General features: G+C 60.6%; 14 protein-coding genes. 10 read left to right on the plus strand and 4 right to left on the minus strand.

Going from position 1 to position 19,703, the window contains the following annotated elements; genetic code table 11:
* Window positions 1-12: 12 nt before the first annotated feature.
* The 4 genes from ATY80_RS01325 to ATY80_RS01340 form a co-directional block, all read right to left on the minus strand.
* Window positions 13-2,691 carry a glycosyltransferase gene (locus ATY80_RS01325; RefSeq protein WP_088690694.1) on the minus strand — a complete coding sequence of 893 codons (2,679 nt, stop codon included), beginning with the start codon at window positions 2,689-2,691 and terminating at the stop codon, window positions 13-15.
* The gene (locus ATY80_RS01330; RefSeq protein ID WP_088690695.1) at window positions 2,678-4,150 is read right to left on the minus strand and encodes a DUF6212 domain-containing protein; all 1,473 of its coding nucleotides are present in this window, start codon (window positions 4,148-4,150) and stop codon (window positions 2,678-2,680) included. The genes ATY80_RS01325 and ATY80_RS01330 overlap by 14 nt, the downstream gene beginning before the upstream one ends.
* Before the next feature lie 206 nt (window positions 4,151-4,356).
* Window positions 4,357-5,592, minus strand: coding sequence for a glycosyltransferase family 4 protein (locus ATY80_RS01335; protein ID WP_088690696.1), 1,236 nt, complete (start codon window positions 5,590-5,592; stop codon window positions 4,357-4,359).
* Between the two features lie 44 nt (window positions 5,593-5,636).
* Window positions 5,637-6,209 (minus strand): MarR family transcriptional regulator, encoded by a 573-nt coding sequence (locus ATY80_RS01340; RefSeq protein ID WP_088690697.1) that lies wholly within the window; start codon window positions 6,207-6,209, stop codon window positions 5,637-5,639.
* 196 nt (window positions 6,210-6,405) lie between these two features.
* Between ATY80_RS01340 and ATY80_RS01345 the strand changes: the two genes are divergently transcribed.
* From ATY80_RS01345 to ATY80_RS01390, 10 genes are all read left to right on the plus strand, one after another.
* Window positions 6,406-8,166 carry a type I secretion system permease/ATPase gene (locus ATY80_RS01345; protein WP_088690698.1) on the plus strand — a complete coding sequence of 587 codons (1,761 nt, stop codon included), beginning with the start codon at window positions 6,406-6,408 and terminating at the stop codon, window positions 8,164-8,166.
* Window positions 8,163-9,563, plus strand: coding sequence for an HlyD family type I secretion periplasmic adaptor subunit (locus tag ATY80_RS01350; protein ID WP_088690699.1), 1,401 nt, complete (start codon window positions 8,163-8,165; stop codon window positions 9,561-9,563). Before ATY80_RS01345 ends, ATY80_RS01350 begins: the two co-directional genes overlap by 4 nt.
* Before the next feature lie 272 nt (window positions 9,564-9,835).
* Window positions 9,836-10,495 carry a calcium-binding protein gene (locus ATY80_RS01355; protein ID WP_088690700.1) on the plus strand — a complete coding sequence of 220 codons (660 nt, stop codon included), beginning with the start codon at window positions 9,836-9,838 and terminating at the stop codon, window positions 10,493-10,495.
* Between the two features lie 65 nt (window positions 10,496-10,560).
* The gene (locus ATY80_RS01360; RefSeq protein WP_088690701.1) at window positions 10,561-12,816 is read left to right on the plus strand and encodes a glycosyltransferase family 2 protein; all 2,256 of its coding nucleotides are present in this window, start codon (window positions 10,561-10,563) and stop codon (window positions 12,814-12,816) included.
* On the plus strand, window positions 12,813-13,652 hold the full coding sequence (locus ATY80_RS01365; RefSeq protein ID WP_088690702.1) for a class I SAM-dependent methyltransferase: 840 nt from the start codon (window positions 12,813-12,815) through the stop codon (window positions 13,650-13,652). Before ATY80_RS01360 ends, ATY80_RS01365 begins: the two co-directional genes overlap by 4 nt.
* Window positions 13,649-14,899, plus strand: coding sequence for a glycosyltransferase family 4 protein (locus tag ATY80_RS01370; protein WP_088690703.1), 1,251 nt, complete (start codon window positions 13,649-13,651; stop codon window positions 14,897-14,899). Before ATY80_RS01365 ends, ATY80_RS01370 begins: the two co-directional genes overlap by 4 nt.
* 8 nt (window positions 14,900-14,907) lie before the next feature.
* Window positions 14,908-15,639, plus strand: coding sequence for a hypothetical protein (locus ATY80_RS01375; RefSeq protein WP_088690704.1), 732 nt, complete (start codon window positions 14,908-14,910; stop codon window positions 15,637-15,639).
* A 16-nt stretch (window positions 15,640-15,655) separates the two neighbouring features.
* The gene (locus ATY80_RS01380) at window positions 15,656-17,908 is read left to right on the plus strand and encodes a hypothetical protein (protein WP_088690705.1); all 2,253 of its coding nucleotides are present in this window, start codon (window positions 15,656-15,658) and stop codon (window positions 17,906-17,908) included.
* Window positions 17,905-19,296, plus strand: a complete 1,392-nt coding sequence (locus tag ATY80_RS01385; protein ID WP_088690706.1) for a glycosyltransferase family 4 protein — start codon at window positions 17,905-17,907, stop codon at window positions 19,294-19,296. The genes ATY80_RS01380 and ATY80_RS01385 overlap by 4 nt, the downstream gene beginning before the upstream one ends.
* A gap of 169 nt (window positions 19,297-19,465) precedes the next feature.
* Window positions 19,466-19,693, plus strand: a complete 228-nt coding sequence (locus tag ATY80_RS01390; protein ID WP_088690707.1) for a hypothetical protein — start codon at window positions 19,466-19,468, stop codon at window positions 19,691-19,693.
* The last annotated feature ends 10 nt before the right edge of the window (window positions 19,694-19,703 follow it).

Consider the following 19,703-nt stretch of genomic DNA (forward strand, 5'->3'; position numbering starts at 1 on the left):
GCGGCCCGGCAATCAGCCGATCGCCGCGACCACGGGATTTGTCACTGGCGGCTCGCCAAAGACTGCAGCGCGCGACAGTGATGAGTTGTTCACGCAGCGATCGCTCCACGCGATGAAGTCCGTGAAGGAAGACGCCCATGACCGGCGTGCAGCAGTCCGGAGGCAGCCCTCCATGAGCGGAGCGAGCCTGTCGCGATTGTGTGCGAGCTCTTCGATGATGCGCGCCATCTCCCTCACCACCTGAGGATCCGAAGCCGCGTTGACGAGTATGCCGTCCTCACCGTCGGAAATGAGTTCGTCCACCGCGCCGACCGCAGTCGCGATCGGTACGCAGCCAAGCTGCTGCGCCTCGGCGATCATCAGCGGCGCGCCCTCCCAGCGTGACGGCATGACGAGAATGTCGGCCCAGCCCAGCGCCTTGATAAGATCCTTGCTGGCGAAGACGGGAGGACGCACGTCGACGCCAAGGTCCTTCAATCGTTCGCTCCAGGACAAGCTGGAATCGGCGAGGATTTCCCCGCCAATGGCCCGGGCGTCGAAGGAGACATTGGAGGCCCGCAGTTCCGCGAGCGTCGCCGCCAGGCGATCGATGCCCTTCTGCTGATCGAGCCGCCCCATGTAGAGAAGCCGCAAGCGGTCGTCCTTGCGCTCGATCCGCCTGACGGCCAGAACCTCCGCCAGGGCCTTAGGCGGCACCGTGAAACTCGCACCATTGGCAACGGCGAAAACTTTCTCGTGCGGGACGCCATAGCTATGCAGATAGATCTTGAGCTGTTCGGAGCAGGTCAGGAAGGCATCGTAGCAATGCTCGTGGGCAATCGCTGCAAAGGGCTGCCCGGCGGGCCTCTTGAATGACGTATTGTCGACGACGTGAAGATAGCAAGCGGTGCGCGTGCCTTCGGAGCGCAGTCGCGCGATGATGGGATGGACGGCCATCACATGGTTGTTGATGACGAGGTCGAAGCCGGAAAGCTGTCCCTTGAGCGCCTCCCAGTCGACCGAATGCCCCTCGGCAATAAAGTCCTGCCCCAGGAAGGAACCAGACCCTCCCCAGGCCGGAATTCCCGCGTCCCAGAAGTGAATGTAGTCGAAGCTGGAATCGAATTCATCGATTACGTCCATCCGCGACGTGCCGAGCACGAAGAGATGGGTCTCGTAACCCGCCGCCTTCAATTCCCGGGCGGCCGCGTAGACGACTTTCTCGGCCCCCCCGAACGACGCGTTCGGCACGAGCAGTGCTACCGTCCGCTTGCCTTCGCTATGCCCGAGGGGCAGAACGGGCCCCCCCCCGACTTCCTTGCGCAGCGCCTTGTGCAGATCGGCGTAGGGCACGAGTCGTGCCGGACGCCAGGTCCACCGCCTGCCCGCCGTCTCGCGTAGCGGACTGGCGGCAATCGCGTTGACGCAATTGATCATCACCTGCTGAGGTGTAATGAGAGAGCGGCGCGGAAGGCTTCTTGGAAAAGGGAAGCGCACTTTCAGAACAGTCGATGTCGGCCATACTTGCTGGCTGGCGATCGAAGCGAACCAGTCCACCGCATTGTTCTGGACCACGTCCTGGATGAGCCGGGTCGAAAGGAAGATGAGATCGGCAGAGCCCATTCGTTCTCCGCCCGCTCCATGAACGATCGGCTCAATCTTGCGCTGAGCGGCATCGTTGGCGAGCTGTACGAAGACGACGTTGCTGCTCTCGCTCAAGCGCTCAAGGTGGGCGAGCACGTTCGGCAGCATGCGCGAACGCCGGAGGAGGTCGAGCGCCGCGCCGCTTCCGGCGACCATGAACGGCGGGAAGTGTTCATTGTCGGGTTCGCCTATGTTGGCCCAAAACGCCGGGATGATATCGTCGAGACGAAGCATCGTCGGTGGCTTGGTGGGATCGGTGAAGAAGGAGATCGCAGTATCTTCCGTTCGCGCAAACAGGTAGCGCGGGCACTCCTCATGTTCGAAATCGACCAGCATCGGTCGCTGGAACAACATTTTGTGGCGTTTGCGCAGGAAGCTTACCGACGTGGCGCGGTCTCGGTTCGCCTCCTTGAAGCGGCTCTCCGCCCGCAGCCTGTATTCGAAGACCGTGTCGTGGCAGGGCGTGCCGACGAAGCCATGCTCGATGCAGGACAGCCAGAACTCCCAATCCTCGAACCCGTTCTGCCTGTCGTCGTTGAAGCGAACACCCGTCTGGAAAACCTCGATCGAGATCATCGATCCGGTATCGCAGATATTGTCGGTGATGCAGTGGACCAGCCGCGAATAGCGGTTGCCGTAATGGGCACGCCAGCTGACCGAAAACGTGTCGATATTGGTGTAGACCCACCCGCAACCACTGGATTGGAGCTGCCGGTAAAGCGTCTGGATGGTACCTGGAAGGACGCGATTGTCGGCATCCAGGAAATAGACAGCCTTCGTTTCGGGAAAATGCTCGAGAACGTATTCGATTGCGCGATTGCGTGCGCGGCCCGGCCCGGCGTTCTGGCCGATCACGACATGGACGCAAGGATGGGCCGCGGCGTAGAGCAACAGTTGATCGAACGTTTCATGCCTCGGATCCCCATCGACCGAGATGACGATGACGACCTGGCAGCCGCTTAGATTTGAGGCAAGTACGGATTCGATTGCCTCAAGGGCGAGTGCGGCGTGACCATAGAGGGGCATGGCCACGGCGATCAGATCGGGCAGCTCCCTATGCGTGGACATCGGCGGCCTCCGTCGATTGCTTGACCAGCCTGAACCCGAACACCTTGAGCCAGGAGAAATCGACCGAATCCGTCACTGCGCGGCTGAGAATCATCAGATCCATCGGACCGCGGACCGGCTCCTCCAGCTGGATATTGATGTTGACGACCTGGTTGGAGGTGACTTCGCGCCATCCGCTGAAGAATGCTGATGGCCTGGCCGCGCCCTTTCGCGCAAGCTCGGCCACTTCGGAACGCGCGTTCGAATTCGCCGGAGCGAGCAGGAAGCTGACCGCCGCGGGCTGACCCTCCGGATGATCGATGACGGCGCTTGCCGAGAAGGATATCGTTCCAGGCTCGACGGCGCGACTGACCGCGCCCGCAGATATGCCGCTCGGCAACGGGTGGCAGACGATGGCATGCTCATGCTGAAGAAACCGCACGGTTTGGAATTCCGGGACGATGGGGGTGACCGAAACGTCCGCGATCTGGCTCAACGTGTCGACCGCCAAGCGATAATCGACGATGAACTGGCCTTCGAGCAGGTTGCTCGGCGCAATCATGTTGGGTGCGCTGGCGGGCTTGACGCCGGGCAGTCCCGTGAACACCTTGAACGCCAGCGGGCGCAGGTCGAGATCCGGATGCGGAAGTTCCGACCGCGCCGAATAGCGCTCGCCGGCGATCGGATAGCCGAGTGAAACGCCGGCAGTCTCGGGTCCGGTCGCGGAGATGCGCAGCCGAAGCGTGCGCGCCGCCCCACCGCAGGCACGGGGCAACGAGAAGAAGTTCCAGTTCGGCACGAGCTGCGCATAGGGTACGGTCCACTCGGCCACCCCTTCGCCGCTCTCGAGATAGCTCAGCGCGACGACAAGCTCTCCACTGACCCTGGGCACCGAATGCAGGTGAAGAGCGAACCCGGCCACGCCAAGGCTGGATACCGGCAGCAATTGCTCGACAAAGGCGGTGGCAAGCAACTGCCCGATCCCGTCGTCCTTGGGATCGGCATAGGGATCGTGGGAGAAAATCTCGGAAACCGGCTCCCAGTTTCGCGCCTGAAACGCATCTTCCAGCACCCGGTAGTTTTCCAGCAACGTTTCGCGCTCCCGGCGCAAGATCGCGAGCTCCGAGGTGATCGAGGCGCTGTACTGGGCGAGCCGGCCGACGCCACCTTCGGCCAACGCCCGCAGAAGCGCAAAACTGTCCGACTTGTTGATTGGATCAAGCCGCTGGAGGGGAACCGTTGGGACCGTTCCCAGCGATCCAAGCAGCCCCAGGCGCTCCTCAAGATCCGCCTCACCCTCGTCCGAAAAGGCGACGGCGATCAATGGAAATGCATTCTGCAATGTCGCTGGAGGGTGATCATTGTCTGCGAGTTGAACGATGAGATGCTCGATATCGCTGCCTTCGAAGCATGACCGATCCCGATGCGATGCCGCTATCAACTTTCTCGTCGCCAGTCGTTTTCCAATGCCGGAGGACATCAACTCTCGCACTTACGGCCTCTGAAGAATTATTTGGGAACAAACCAAAGACACCCGACGATCAGTCTCTTGCTCAAATCATCATTGCGTCATTTTAAAGAGGCTAACAACTAAGATTGCGGTGCACAATAATAAAATTCGATGGCATACAAGAAAAGAGCTTCAGATATACTTTAAAAATCAAAGTAATAATTGATTATTTTCGCTCATCCTTGGTGAAAAAGCGATTTCCCGACCAATCCCTCAAGAATATGTCGTTGGCGATCCAGGCAATCCGCCAGCCTGAAACGTGATTCGACCGTCCGGCGTGCCGCTGCGCGCATCCCGAAATAGCGTTGAGGCTCGTTCAGGGCGCCGAGAATAGCCTTTGCGAGCGCGTCCGTGTCAAAAAATGGTACCAAAAGGCCGTTCCGTCCGTCGCGTATAACTTCCTGGACAGGGGCGGTATCCGATCCGATGACCAGGGCGCCGCACGCCATCGCCTCCAGCACCGACCAGGACAAAACGAAGGGATAGGTCAAGTAGAGGTGCGCGGACGATATCTGGTAAAGTCGCCGCAACACCGAATGCGGCACCACGCCAGGGAAGAGGATATTCTCCCGAGGCACGTCCAGCGTCTGAAGGAGATGGTCTTTCCAGGCGCCGCCGCCGGGCGGCGGCAGGCCATAGCTGACGCCATTTCCGCCGACGAAAACGAACAGCGCATCGCGACATTGCTGTGCAACCTTGGCGGCAGCCTCCAAAACCTGTGGAAATCCGCGGTACGGCTCGAGGTCGCGCGCGACAAAGGTGACAATGGGAGGCCCGCCGGCAGTGAGCATACGTCCATCTGGAAGCGTGACCGAAGCTGCCGGGTCCGGTCGAAACCACGCTGTATCGATACCCTCGTGGCATACCGAAATGCGCGAATGGGCATCGGCGGGATACAGGCTTTTCTGCCAATGGGTGGGGCTGATACCCGCCTCAATGGCCTCAAGCGACAAGAGTTGCGCGATATTGCGCAGGCGCAGCCTCTTGCGCGTCTCCAGATCAGGCTGATCCTCGAGGGAGAACCCGATGTCGGCGCCTTCCGACCGGTAGAAGAACTCGCAATATCCCAATGCGGGGACCTGTGGCAGCACGTCTTTCAAGAACATCATACTGCCCCAACCGATATGGCCGACGACAACCTCGGGCGCCAGCCCCTGCCGCACCATGACGTCGAGCGTTTCGGCAACACGATGGCCGATTCGCGCGTGGTGATCGGGAATGCCCATGTGGCGGGCCATGTGCGGATTTGCGCGCGGGCCCGATTCCGTTCGATGTCGAACGACTCGAACGGATGGGATCTTCCGGTCTATGGTCTCGGTGATCAGGCTGACCTCATTGCCCGCCTGCGCCAGTTGAGCGGCCAAGGCAGCGAACTGGCCGAAGCCCCTACGATGAACAAACGCTACATGCATTGCGTCTAGTCCGCCCTTGCCGGGCCCACGGCACCACCCACCGCTTAGACGCCGAACCGCGAACTGTTGGCCCAGGCCAGTTCAAGCTCGTGCAGTGTCTGGAAGGCCGTCTCAAGCATGCGCTGATCCTGATCGCCACGTTTTACCGCACGCTCGTAGGCCATCGCCGCGTCGCGGAGGTTTGCCCGCAGCTGCCGCCCCTTCGCCGTCAGCTTGATGCGTGCGGACCGCTTGTCGCGCTGGGAGGCTACGCGATCAATGTAGTCGCCGTCGGCAAGCTGCTTCAAATAGTAGGAAACATTGGAACCAACATAATGCCCACGTTCCAGAAGCTCGGCGACCGAAAGTTCCGAATCGCCGATTGCGAGTAGTATCATCGCCTGTGCAGGTCCGACATCATCTACACGGAGCTTGGTGAGCTCCGCGCGTATCAGTCCGGAAAACCGTCTACTGGCCCGCTCCATGAGGCGAGCGAGCTCAAAATACGTTATCTGCCGGAGGTCACCAGACTCGACATCTTGAGCATAGCCGGGAACTGCTTGTGCAGCCTGACCATTATTTTGAACTCTCAGACCGTCATTCAGTTCTGATAGATTAAGCAAATCATTTTCGTTCATTATATTCCCCATTTCGGAAAAATACTTCAAAAATTGAAGTATTCTTCAAATACGCCAACCACCCCTGATCAGCCTGATCTTGCACGCGCCCCCTCTTCTATGCCAGATTGGCAAAAGCGATACTACACTTCCGCCCGGTTCTAACCAATTCTGTCCTCCAGCAGATGGCCATAACGTTAATTCAAGGCAAATTGCCATGCGTGATACTGTTCAAAATGAGACAAGAAGCAAGGCTCAAATTTTGGGAGGCAACGACAGATACAACCCAGGGGTACTAATCGCGCAAGCAAAGCGCGTGTTCTTGTCGGGGTTATTATATGCGGCGGCGCTGAGCGTGTGTCTGAATTTCCTACAACTCACGATGCCCCTGTTCATGCTGCAAGTTCACGACAGGGTGCTCAACAGTCAGAGCATGGAGACGCTGGTCATGCTCATGATTTTGGCAATTGGCGCCCTTGTGGTGCTCGGTATCCTGGAATTCATCCGCGCCCTGTCTTTCCAAGCGATCGGTGGCGCACTCGTGCGCCGTTTAAACATGCCAGTCCTGGCCGCCGCCGTTCAGGCCTCCGTTGACCAGGGGCTGTCGCGCGCCACCCAGTCACTTCGGGATATCGCGGAATTGCGAAGCTTTCTGACGTCGTCAGCGGTGACAGCGCCCCTCGACGCCGCCTGGTCACCGATCTTCCTCGGCGCCCTTTTCGTTCTGCATCCGCTATTTGGCCTCATCGGGGCCGTATCCGCGGCGCTGCTCCTTTGCGGCGGCCTGATCACCGACATGCTGACACGCCAACTCACCAAGGAAGCCAACCAGACAAATGTCGAAGCAATCTCAAAGATCGGCGCATCGCTCCGACATGCCGAAGCCATCGAGGCGATGGGCATGTTGCCGGCCCTGGCAAATCGTTGGCGCGCCCTGCAAATGCAGGCCCTCGACGCCTTTGAAGCGAGCGGGAGCAGGAGCAAGGCGATGTCGTCCATCACTCGCAGCCTGCGCTATTCCATCCAGATCGTCACCCTGGCGGCCGGAGCATTCCTCGTCCTGGAGCAGGCAATCACGCCCGGCGCAATGATGGCCTCCAGCATTCTTGTCGGACGCCTCCTGATACCTTTCGATTCGGTCATCGACAATTGGCGGCAGTGGGTGCTGGCGATCGCAGGCTGGCGTCGCCTCGAGGCCACCTTGAAGGCCGATCTTGCTATCCGCCAGACAATGCCCACCCCGCATTCGTCGGGCGACATCGTCATCGACAAACTGGTTTACGCAGCCCCAGGGCTGGATGTGCCAATCATCAAGGGCATTTCGTTCTCCCTCTCTCCAGGCGAGGTTCTGGGTGTGGTTGGTCCCTCCGCGGCTGGTAAATCGACCCTCGCCCGGCTGCTCGTCGGAATCTTGCGACCCACGTCCGGCGGTGTCTTCCTCGACGGCAACAACACCTATCTCTGGGAGCGCAGCTCGTTTGGCCAAGTGGTCGGATATCTGCCGCAATCCGTCTCCCTTTTGGAGGGCACGATTCGGGAAAACATTGGGCGGATGGCGGACAGCGATCCGTACAAGGTGCTGGAGGCGGCGCGATTGGCCGACATCCACGACATGATTGGACGCCTGCCACTGGGCTACGACACGCCCGTCGGTGACGGACACCTGGCCCTTTCCGGAGGACAGCGGCAGCGCATAGCGTTGGCACGTTGTCTCTACAACCGGCCTCGCCTCATCGTGCTCGACGAGCCGAACGCAAACCTGGACGCGATTGGCGAGCGGGCCCTCATCCGCGCCATCCAGCATGCACGCGACGACGGCGCCATCGTCATCATAATCGCTCACAGGCCAGCCATCATGCAGGTCGCCGACAAGCTGCTCGTGCTTGAACACGGCCGCGTCACACAGTTCGGGCCGCGAACCGACGTGATTCCCGCCACAATGCCCAGCGAAGTCCGCCGCGAGGTGACCGCGAAATGACCGAGAAGAAGCCTCTTGCAGCCCGCCCCGACCTTTCCGAGCGGCGACTGCCAACGCCTCAGACGAGGTCGCCGAGTGTCAGCCCTCCCGATTTGGAATTCGAGCAATTTGAGACCCGCTCGCCGCTCCGCCGTCTTGTCGTCGCGGGGATGGCCACGATCCTCGTGTCCTTCGGTGGATTTTTTGCCTGGGCGCTTTCGACCGAACTCAGCAGCGCGACAGTCGCCAGCGGCACGGTCATCGTCGATTCGAAGCGAAAGACCGTCAGCCATTTCGAAGGCGGCGTCATGAGCCGGCTGCTCGTTCAGGAGGGTGACAAGGTGTCCGCCGGCCAGGCCCTGATCGAGTTGGAGGATACACGCGCCCGTTCCAGCCTGCGGTCGCTCCAAATCCGACGTATCGGCCTGATCGCGAAACTGGCGCGATTGAAGGCCGAGCAAAGTGACACGGCGCAAATCAGCTTTCCAGGCGATTTCGGCGACGCCCGGGACGCTACGGTCGATGACGCCGTCAGGGCGGAGACGATATTTTTCAAGAAGCGGCGCGAGACCAAGGACGGGCGCATCGACGTTCAGGAAAAGACCATTGAGGAGTACGTCGAACAAGCAAAATCGCTCGGCATCCAGATCCAGGCGACAGACCAGCAGATCGATCTGATCAAAGAGCATCGGATGGCGACCGAAACGCTGGTGAAAAAAGGCGCCCTACCACGCATGCAACTCATCGAGCTCGACTCCAAACTCAGCGCGCTCGCGAGGGAGCGGAGCGAACTTGTCGGCGACAAGGCCCGGGCCGAAAAAGCCGGAGCCGGCGCACAGCTTGCGCTGACTGGCATCGAAAGCGATTTTCAGTCGACGATTGCCGGCGAAATCACAACGGCGCGCGTCGAGCTCGCGGATGTCGAAGAGCAGATCACCGCCTCGAACGACGTCCTGCGGCGTCTTGAAATCCGCTCACCGCAAGACGGGATCATCAGCAACATCTTCCTGCGCACTCCTGGCAGCGCGGTCACGCCCGGCCAGCCGTTGATCGAGATCGTTCCGGAAAATGAGCCACTCCTGATCGAAATGCGCGTCAATCCGCGTGATATCGACAGCATCGCCGTGGGCTCCAAAACGCAAATTAGATTGACGGCCTATAATCAGCGCTCCCGCCTGCCCATGGAAGGCGCCATCGCATATGTGGCAGCCGACCAGTCGGTAGATGAGAAGTCAAACTCCGCATTTTTCGTGGCGCGCGCCAAAATCGATCCGGCGTCGTTCAAGGCTAACCCCGATGTGCGCCTCTATCCCGGTATGCCCGCAGAGGTGCTGATCATCCACAAGTCACGCCTTGCGATCGAATACCTTACCTCTCCCGTCGCCGAGAGTTTCAATCGCGCCTTCAGAGAAGACTAGGGCGCTAATAACATAGGAACATATCAAGCGTAATTTGCTTCAATTTTTGAAGTTATTTCAAAGTAAACTATCGAAATTTTACATCATAAAAACGGTCATTTTTGAAATTATGTCCCATTAATACTCAAAATAAGAAATTTATTTCTCAAAACCAGACGCTTTCTCTTCCTGGGACGCTTGCGCAGTTTTTTTTTGCAATGCACATTTCAGGCGCGCAATCGTCGCACCTTGTGCGGACAACGCGTGCATAGAAACCTGAAGAGGAGAGGCAGATGGCCACATTGGAAGGCGGTGCATACCACGACGCCCTGTTCGGCTCCCGTTTCAACGACTTCATTCGCGCCCATGGGGGCGATGATTTCGTGAGCGGCGGCAACGGGCACGACCTCGTGTTCGGTGATGACGGCGACGACCTGCTGTTTGGCGGAAAGGGGAACGATACCCTGTTCGGCGGCGAAGGCAGCGACTTGCTGAATGGTGAAGATGGTCACGACACGCTCGTCGGCGGCTGGGGTGATGACCTTCTGTACGGCGACAAGGGCAACGACACCCTGTTCGGCGGACACGGAAGTGACCTTCTATCTGGCGGCAAGGGCAACGACATCCTCTATGGTGGAGATGGCGCCGACATCCTCGACGGCGGCGCCGGAAACGATGTGTTGACAGGCGGTGCTGGCCACGACGTGTTCGTCTTCGATGGCGGCGGCGGCAACGACGTCATTCTCGACTTTACTGCGGGCGAGGATCTGCTGCAGATCTCGAAGGGCATCAATGGCCTCGACGTGTCTTCGCCCGAAGACCTGGCCTCGCGCGTCACCCAGGTGGGGGGCAATGTCGTCGTGGATCTCGGACATGGTGACACGCTCACCCTGGTCAACGTCGATGCCGACGACATCCATGCCAATCCCGACCACTACTTCACGGTTCACTAAAGCGTGGGCCCCGCGCGCCCTGCTTCCTCCCTTGGGGCGCGCTATTCCAATTCAGAGGATAGTGTGTGACGTTCGACGTATCGATAGACGCCACGGGCGATTTCAGGAATGCAAAGATTTTTCGGCTCGGCGCCGAGCTGGCAGTCCTTATCTTGGATCTCCCCACATCCCTTCCCGCCGCCACAAGGTGCCTGTTGTCCATGGACCAGTCGCCGGTACCGCTCGTCAGCATGATGCTCCCGCTTGGCAACGGGGGGCAACGTATGTTCTGGGCAATGAGGTCGGGAAACCAGGCGCAGAGTGTGGACATCTGCACAGAAGACGGCGCCACCGTCGATACCATCGTGATGCAGCCCGCGCGCACGCTTGCGCCGCTCGATGTTGAGGCCCTGTTCGCCGGTCTTGCGCCAGATGCTCGCATCAAGTTCGTCAACAACCTCCTGACTGTGTGGCGAAGCGCCTTCCGCATTGCCGGCGACGATCTGTTCAGCATGGTCGTTGAAGACGCCCTTCACATGCTCGTAGCCGAACCGCAGGCCGCCAGCATCATGTGCCAGGTTGCGCCAGGGCGCCATCTGATCGAGACGACGATCAATGCGGATCTGGGTGACATCATAGCGATCTATGCGCTCGGCGTGGCATCGATCACACGCATGGCCGTAAGGGTTGTCCTCGGACGCAACGTGAAACACGGCGCGCGGTCGTGCCATTTCATCACGGAGGCGCCTTTCCCCTCTCCTCCGTTTCTCATCGTCCTTCTGAGCAAGAATGGCCTCGCCATCCGCCAGCTCGCTGACGGCAAGCCTCGCTATTCCAGCCTTCAGAATTGGTGGAGAAAAAACCGCGAGGCGGTAGAGTTGCGCGAGATGGTTGTGCGTCGGCTCGCTGCGTTGCCGGAAAGCGGGCCAGCCACGGCAATCGACCTTCAAGTTCGCGTACCGTTGGCGACAAGCCGGATCGCCAGGTCGTCGATGCACCCGTCCGGAGAGGTCGATCTCGCTCTGGCGCTCGAAGGCGGTCTGTTGGCCGGCGGCTGGTTCCATGCACCGTCAACCGTGTTTGCCGGCATCGACTACGTCAAAGAGGACGCAACGGCCGTGCCGCTCGACGCCAACAGCTATGAATTCCCGGCATGGGCACAAGGGAAGGATGAGAAGAGTAAGGCCGATGTAACCGGTTTCGTTGCCTGGGTCCCTCTGGCGGAATCGCCCGGGCCGCTGCTCCAGCCACGATTTCAGATGCGCCTTGCCTCGGGAGCGGTAATGCCTCTCGTCCCGGAGCCGCAGGCTTTCGACGCCGCGATGCAACGAAACCATGTCCTGCGCGCCGTGCCCCCGCAGCATGCGGTCGACGGCGCCTTCCGTACAATCCTCGCCCCCGCCTTGCAGGACGTCGAGCGACGATTGGGGAGGACCATAGGGATCGACCGCACCAAGGATTACGGCCTTCCCAAAGATGCGCCCCTCGTTTCCATTGTAGTCCCACTTTACCGGGTTCTCGATTTCCTGCGTTTCCAGTTGTCGGGGATGGCGACGGATCCGTGGCTCGCCGACAACGCCGAGATCATCTATGTTCTCGATTCGCCGGAAATTCAGGACGAGACGGAGCACCTGCTGGGCGGCCTGCATCTTCTGCACGGGCTAGCGATGAAGTTTGTTGTGATGAATCGCAACGGCGGCTACGCACGCGCTTGCAATGCCGGCGCACGTTTTGCACGCGGCGCCATCCTGGTGATGCTCAATTCGGATGTCGTGCCGTCAGCGCCAGGCTGGCTTCAGGTGTTGTCGCGTCCGTTGCTGGAAAGGCCAAAACTGGGCGCCATCGGCCCGAAGCTGATTTTCGAAGACGGGTCGCTGCAGCATGCCGGTCTCTACTTTGGCCGCGACCAGCGCGGGATCTGGCTGAACCACCATTTTCACAAGGGCATGCCTGGCGACTACGCGCCGGCGCAACATGCCCGCGAGGTTCCCGGCGTCACCGGCGCTTGTCTCGTGACCCGCAGGGCGACTTACGAGAGCGTTGGCGGTTTCACCGAGGACTATGTGATTGGCGACTACGAGGACAGCGACCTGTGCCTCAAGATCCGTCGTCTCGGGCTCCAGATAGCCTACGAACCGGCAGCGTGCCTATATCATTTCGAGCGTCGCTCGATCCGCCGCAGCCAGGACTACATGCGCGGCGTTGCGAGCCAATACAATTCATGGCTGCACACGCAGCGTTGGGAGGATGACATTACCGAACTGATGGCGAATCAATTCGGCAAAGACCGAGATCGCCCCGTCGCCGCAGCTGGTAGAACCCGGGAAAGGAACGCGGCGTGACGCAAGCGGCGCTCATCCACTCCCCCGCGCCGGCCCGGCTGATCGATGAAGACCGTATCCGCTGGCTCATTGAATCCGTTCGGTCCAATCGTTTTCTACCGCGACCGGATACAAACAACCTGTTCGTGGGAGACGGTGATTTTCGTGCGATAGGGGCGGAGTTTCTCGGCTACTTTATTCGCGTCGGCGGCTTGCGCGAAGACAGCCGCGTGCTCGACATCGGTTGCGGTATCGGCCGGATGGCCGTGCCGCTCACCCAGTATCTCGATCCACAAACGAGCCGCTACGACGGCATCGATCCGGTCGAGGGCGGCATCAGCTGGTGCCAGAGTGCGATCACGCCCGCCTACCCCAATTTCGTCTTTCAGCGACTGGATATCGCCCACGCGCTCTACAATCCAAACGGCAAGATTAGCGGAAGGGCCTTGTCGTTGCCGTTTCCCGATCAGCATTTCGACTTCGTCGTCATGACGTCCGTGGTCACGCATTTGCCGCCCGCGGAGGTGCTTGTCTACCTTTCCGAAGCCCGCAGGGTCCTTTCACCCGGCGGCCGCCTATTCATAACCGCGTTCGTGGTCGACGCCATGGCCGCGGCAAACGAAAATGGGCGGCGCGATCCGCGTCTCGCTTTCCGTCGCTATGGCAAAGGGCCATGCTGGTTCGTACCCAACCAGCCGCCGCTTGCCGCGGTTGGTTTCGAAGAAGGTTTTCTGGACAAGGCGCTCGAACGGGCAGGTCTTTCCGTGGCGCTGAAATCGCTTGGTCATTGGCGCGGCACGAATGCGGGCCACCATCAGGACTTCGTCGTGGCGAAGCGCCGGGGAAATGCTCGATGAGCAGGCGCATTCTGGTGGCCGCACACAACCATCCGTCCCTCCATCCGGGTGGAACGGAGATCTTCGCCCACGACCTGTTTCGCGCCTACCAGCGCGCGGGGCACGAGGCTCTGTTTCTTGGTGCCACGAACCAGATCCATCGCGAGGCAAGGCCGGGTACGAGCTTTCAGGGCATCGGCAAAGCGGGAGACGAAGTCCTGCTGTGGTCCGGACACTTCGACCACTTCTTCTTAAGCCAGATCGACCTCTATGGCGTGGTGCCTGATATGACGGAGTTGCTGCGCGAGTTCCAGCCGGATGTGGTCCACATCCACCACCTGTTGCTGCTTGGCGCTGAGTTCCCCCACATCATCCGCCGCACCCTGCCTCACTGTCAGATCGTCATGACGCTCCATGACTACTACCCGATTTGCCATCATGACGGCCTGATGGTGCGCACCGGCAGCAAAGAGCTTTGCCATCAGGCCAACCCGGATCGCTGCCATGGCTGCTTCAAGGACATTCCCCTTGATCGCTTTGTCTTGCGCGAACGGCACCTCAAGGCCCTGCTGAGCACGGTTGACCACTTCGTATCGCCAAGCGCCTTTTTAAGGGATCGCTTCGTGCAGTGGGGTTTGGACGAAGATGCGATCAGCGTCATTCCGAACGGTATCCCCATCCGAAACACCGTCGCGCGACGAGAGCTGCTCGCAGGCGGACGACCGGTCTTCGGCTATTTCGGAAATCTCAATCCCTGGAAAGGAGTGACCGTACTGCTCGACGCCGCGCGCCAGCTTCTGGCCGATGGCCTCGAATTCGAGCTGCGAGTGCATGGGGGCGCGCCCTTCCAGAGCAAGACCTTCGTCGACGAGGTCGATCGCCGCTTGGCCGAAACGGCAGAATGCGTGCAGCCTCGGGGGCCCTATCGACGCGAAGACATTGGCGATCTGGTGGCCGCGGTCGATTGCACCATCGTTCCTTCCGTCTGGTGGGAGAACGCGCCGTTGGTCATTCAGGAGGCCCAGGCTCAGGGCCGTCCCGTCATCGCCAGCAACATTGGTGGCATGGCTGAGATGATCGAGCACGGCGTTAACGGCCTGACTGTGCCACCCAACGATGCGCGAGCGCTCGCCGCAGCGATGCGTAACATCTTGGAACAGCCGGGCCTGCTGCGCCAGTTCGCAGAAAACGCCCGCAAGCCCGACGACATCGATACGACCGCCCGCCGCTACCTCAAGCGGTTCGAGCCGGCACAGCTTCAGGCATAGGAGAACTCATGGCCAGTCCCGCTGAACGACCGGACGCCGCATCCGAACAGGACGATGCCAAGCCGATGACCGGCCGGGTCGATGCCATCGATATGGGTCGCGTCTTCGGCTGGGCATTCGATCCTATGGCACCAAGCCAACGACTGACCATCCGTGTCCTGCTCGATGGCAAGGTAATCGCCGAAACGGTTGCCGATCGCAATCGTCCCGACCTGCGGCGCAACGGTATCGGCGACGGTAAGCACGCATTTGAAATCGCACTGCCGGATCCCGTCCAGGCGCGCGCGAACGACCTCGTCGTCGTGGCGCGAAGTGAACGTGGTTCCGAGCAGGCCTTGCGCGTCCCCCAGCCGGACGAGCAGGCGGCCGAAGCCCTGATCGCCGCGCCGCTCGCCAGAGTGCTCGATAAGCTCGACTTACTGATGGCGTCGCAGCGGCAACTGCAGGTCTCACAGCGCTCCCTGCAGCGCACAACAGAAATCGATGTGGACAAGACGGAGGCAGTCGGGCTGACCGACGTCGGCAACGCCGTCGAACGTCTCGGAAATGATATCGGCCAGCGGCTGAATGATCTCGATGTCCATCTGATGCGGCTGGATGGGGTGGTGTCAGGAATGGAGAAGAACCTCAGTGCGTTACAGAGGCGCAAGAGCGGCGAGTTAAAACCCCTGCTGCTGCTGTTGTTCGCACTTGCGGGATTTGCCGCGGGCGCGGGCCTCGCGCTGAGTGTCAGGATCTGACGCGGGAAGGATAGGCATGCTGGTTACCGAACAGTCCCCCGCGGTTACGAACCCCACGGTGGTGAAGCCTGGGGCCACGAGGGCCATGCGCCCGGGAAGAGTTATCGGCTGCCGCGTTGACCAGACCACCTTGTTGATCATCGGTCTCGGTCGCGTCTTGGCAGGAGAAGTGGTGGCCGGCGACGTCATGGTCGGCGTCGACGGGGATCAAGAGGGCACGCGACGCGCGTTTGTCTCGCAATGGCGGCTGCCCGCTCGCTCGCCAAGCACCAAGCACGGCTTTGCGGCGCTTTTGCCGCAAGACGGCACGGACAACGCCCTGACTGCAATGCAGTTCGGCGAGGAGGAAACGGGCGCACGCTATACCTTCGCGCCCCGACTGGCCTCCGCGGAGGAAGCAGCCGCGATCCTGGCCGAATCTGCGGGACCTCAGTCAGCCGCCGTCATCGACGGTCTCGTCGACGTTCTGATGGCCGGCAACCTTAGCCTGCGTAGACTTCTAACCATCACCGCATTTTTGCAGGCAGCCCATGCAAACGATGGTTTCATCGAGTTGATTGGTGAAAGTCATGAAGGCACGACGTTCCTGCAGGGCTGGAGCCGCGGAATGGCGCCCGGGCCTTGCCGGATGTCGGTGGTCGGCACCCCGTCATCGGCGGCCTCGCAGTGCGCCATCGCCGTCTTTCCCCGCCCGGACGCGCCCGATGGTGCCCCGGGTTTTGTTGGCCTTATCGAGGCTGGCCTGGCTGCCCGCCCGCGCGACATCGAAGGCCTCGTTTTTCGGGGTCGCGCTGGCTGGAGGTATGCCGCGGCCCACCCCCGAAAGCGCATCATCGGCCCGCTGGAAACGCCCGAACACGTCAGGTCAATCCTGCCGCGCGTACATGGCACGCCGGACGTGCTCCTCTTGCTGCGAGCGGTCGCTAACAGCTTTGCTGGCGAGGAAACCGTCTCCAGTCTGCCGTTTCCCGTCCGGATGGGAATAGACAATATGTTCGAGGCCGATGGAGGAAAACTCCTCGCCTCCGGCTGGCTTTATGATCCCGACGCCCACGTCACGGCGGTAAGACTTCGCAGGCGCAACGGCGCGGCTCGCCTCGACGAAGGCTGGACGCGCCTCGATCGCCCCGATGTCACGAACAGTTTCAATGACCAGCAGCACTTCGCGCCGAGCACTCAGGGCGCACAACATGCCCACGGGTTCATCGCCCACGCCCAATTGCCGAGTGAAGATCACGGTGCACCTGTCTACTTCGAGCTGACGCTGCGCGATTCGCGCCGCGCGTTTTTGCCAGTCAGACCAACGCAGCTTTCGGCGTGCTTGGCGGCATGGCGCCAAATCGGTTCCATCGATCCAGCCAGCTGTGCGTTGCCGGCGATCGTTGACGAGCAGATTGTGCCGTTCCTCAGCCAGTCCAGACGGTCGGCGCTGGTCACCGACGCAACCTTGGACGCTGGCTGTTTCGATCAGGAAAGCGGCACGCCGATCGTCATCGGCGTTGGGGAGGGAGAGGAGAACATTTCCCCGCTACTGGCCTTGCTTGCGCTCGATCCGGAGACCCGGCGCGCGCCGATCGTGATCGTCATGCCTGCCGAGCGCTTTCGCAGACAGGCAGCCCGCCTCAAAGAACTCGTGCGGTTTTATCGCCTTTCGGCCAGGTTGGTGTCGGCGAATGGAGCAGGCGACTTCTACGATATGCTTGAAGCTGGCACGCAGGGACTCTCCTGTGAAACCGTCGTGTCGCTCTCCGCCTCACTGGTCCCGCGCGCAAAAGGCTGGTACGGCAAGCTCTTGGCCACGGCCGCGACCCTGAAAGGAAGCATCATCTCGCCCGTACTGGCCTATGAGGACCATTCCATTCGCTGGGCGGGAAACTGGATCGATAACGACAATGGCGACGAGCTCTTTGTGGGTCGATATGCCGGATATCCGCTCAAAGCAGTTACCGAAATGAAGCTGACCCGCATCGCGGCGGCCTCGCTTGAGTGCTGCGTCATGCCTCGCGACGCCCTGTTGTGCGCGGGCGGCTTTGCCGGCGGCTATCTGGGCGTGCAGAAAAAAGGCCTGGATCTCGGCCTCCGTCTCAGCCGGTCCGGCATCGACTCCTATTTGCTGCCATCGGTGCAGATGTGGGGCTGCGACGAGGCACGCGAGGGGGACAGTTCGGCAATGGCGGCTCTGGTGGAAGAAATCGATCGAAAGATCTTCACGAGCCAATGGTCGCCTGCCCTTGCAGGCGAGAAACACCGTCAAAAGAGGCCTGCATGAACGAGCAGCTTCGTGTCCTTGTCATCTCGCATGCGCACCCGACAGTGTCGCTCGGCGGGGCAGAAATCGCATCGCATAACCTGCATCGTGGCCTGAACGCATTGCCGGGCGTGAGATCGGTTTACCTGGCTCGGGTTGGCAATCCGGTACCGCGGCATGCCGCGTCCGCGCTGATGAGCTTTCGTCTTGCCGAAGACGAGTTGCTGTTTCACACGGACGACTACGACCACGTCTTGTTGTCCAATGGCGACACGCAGGCGATCAGCCGGGACCTGTTGCGCTTCGCGCGCGATCTCAGGCCTCATGTCGTGCATTTCCATCATGTTCTCGGCATCGGTTTCGAAGCGCTCTACGCCCTTAGAGAGGCATTTCCGCATGCGGCCATACTCGTCACGTTCCACGAATACCTTTCGATCTGCCACAATCACGGGCAGATGGTGAAACGACCGTCCGGTCAGCTCTGCGATACGGCCTCCCCCATCGCCTGCCACGGTTGCTTTCCCGACATTTCCGTGTCGCACTTCTTGAAGCGGGAGCTGTTTGCGCGCGGGATGCTTGGCCTTGCAGACGCCTTCGTCTCGCCCAGCCGGTTTCTGGCTGAGCGCTACGTCAAATGGGGCATCGACGAGGACAAGCTCTGCGTGATCGAAAACGGCATCGCCGTCGAAGCGGCTGCGCCCGCGCGCGACTTGCAGGGCCTGAAGCCACGTCGCAACCGCCTCGCCTATTTCGGCCAGATGACCCCGTTTAAGGGTGTCGACGTCCTGATCGATGCTGTTTTGCGCATCCCCAAGGAGACATGGGGCGACGACTCCTGTTTGATGATCTTCGGCGGCAACCTCGAGCGACAGCCGCCCGAATTCCAGGAACGAATGAAGAAGCTTATCGCAGACGCCGGCCAGCGCGTTCGCTTCTATGGCGCTTACCAGAACGCGGACGTGCCGCGCCTGATGCGCTCGGTCGACTGGGTGGTTCTACCATCGGTCTGGTGGGAAAACTCGCCTGTCGTGATCCAGGAGGCCCTGCTCCATCGCAGGCCGATGATCTGCTCCGACATCGGTGGGATGGCCGAGAAGGTGCGCGATGGACAGGATGGCCTCCACTTCCGCGCAGGAAGCAGCCAGGATCTCGCCGACCGCATCGTCGAGGTATTGGGTGATAACCAGACCTGGGATCGGCTGCGCGCTTCCATGCGACAACCCGCAGACCACCTCGGTTGCGCGCGCGACCACGTGGAGCTCTACCGCGCGCTGCTGCGCCGGAAACGCGATGCCGCCACGGTTGAGAACCCTGCACAGCTCACCCGCGCCTTGACGACGCTCGTCTCGAACGACACGAAAGCCTTGCAACCAGGAAACGATCAGGGCCCTGAGGCCATGAATCCGTGATCCACATATGACTAATGGTCGCAAATCGATTCCAATGTTTTCCGTTTGTGCCGGCAATGTCGCAAAACAGATATAAAATGTCGCGGGTTGCTATATCGCGTGATTAAATGAAAGTTAATCTGCGTATAACGAAATAAAACGCGCGCCAAGCGCACCGGGAACGCATCAAATGACTCCGTCCGAATACAGGGCGGCGCTCGCTGTCACCGGATTGACGGCAAGCGTCGCCGCAGAGCTTTTTGGCGTCGATGACCTCACCACCCGTCGGTGGGCGTCGGGTGAACAGCTGGTGCCGCGTGCGGTTGCCCTAAGCCTGTGGCTGATGGCGTCCTATGGCGTTTCTGTTGCCCAGGCGCGCATTCTGTCAGAAACGTCGAAATTGCCGAAGTCGGCCTAAACGACTTGGA

Source organism: Rhizobium sp. R711 (assembly GCF_002211365.1).
In the GTDB taxonomy this organism is placed as follows: Bacteria; Pseudomonadota; Alphaproteobacteria; order Rhizobiales; family Rhizobiaceae; genus Rhizobium.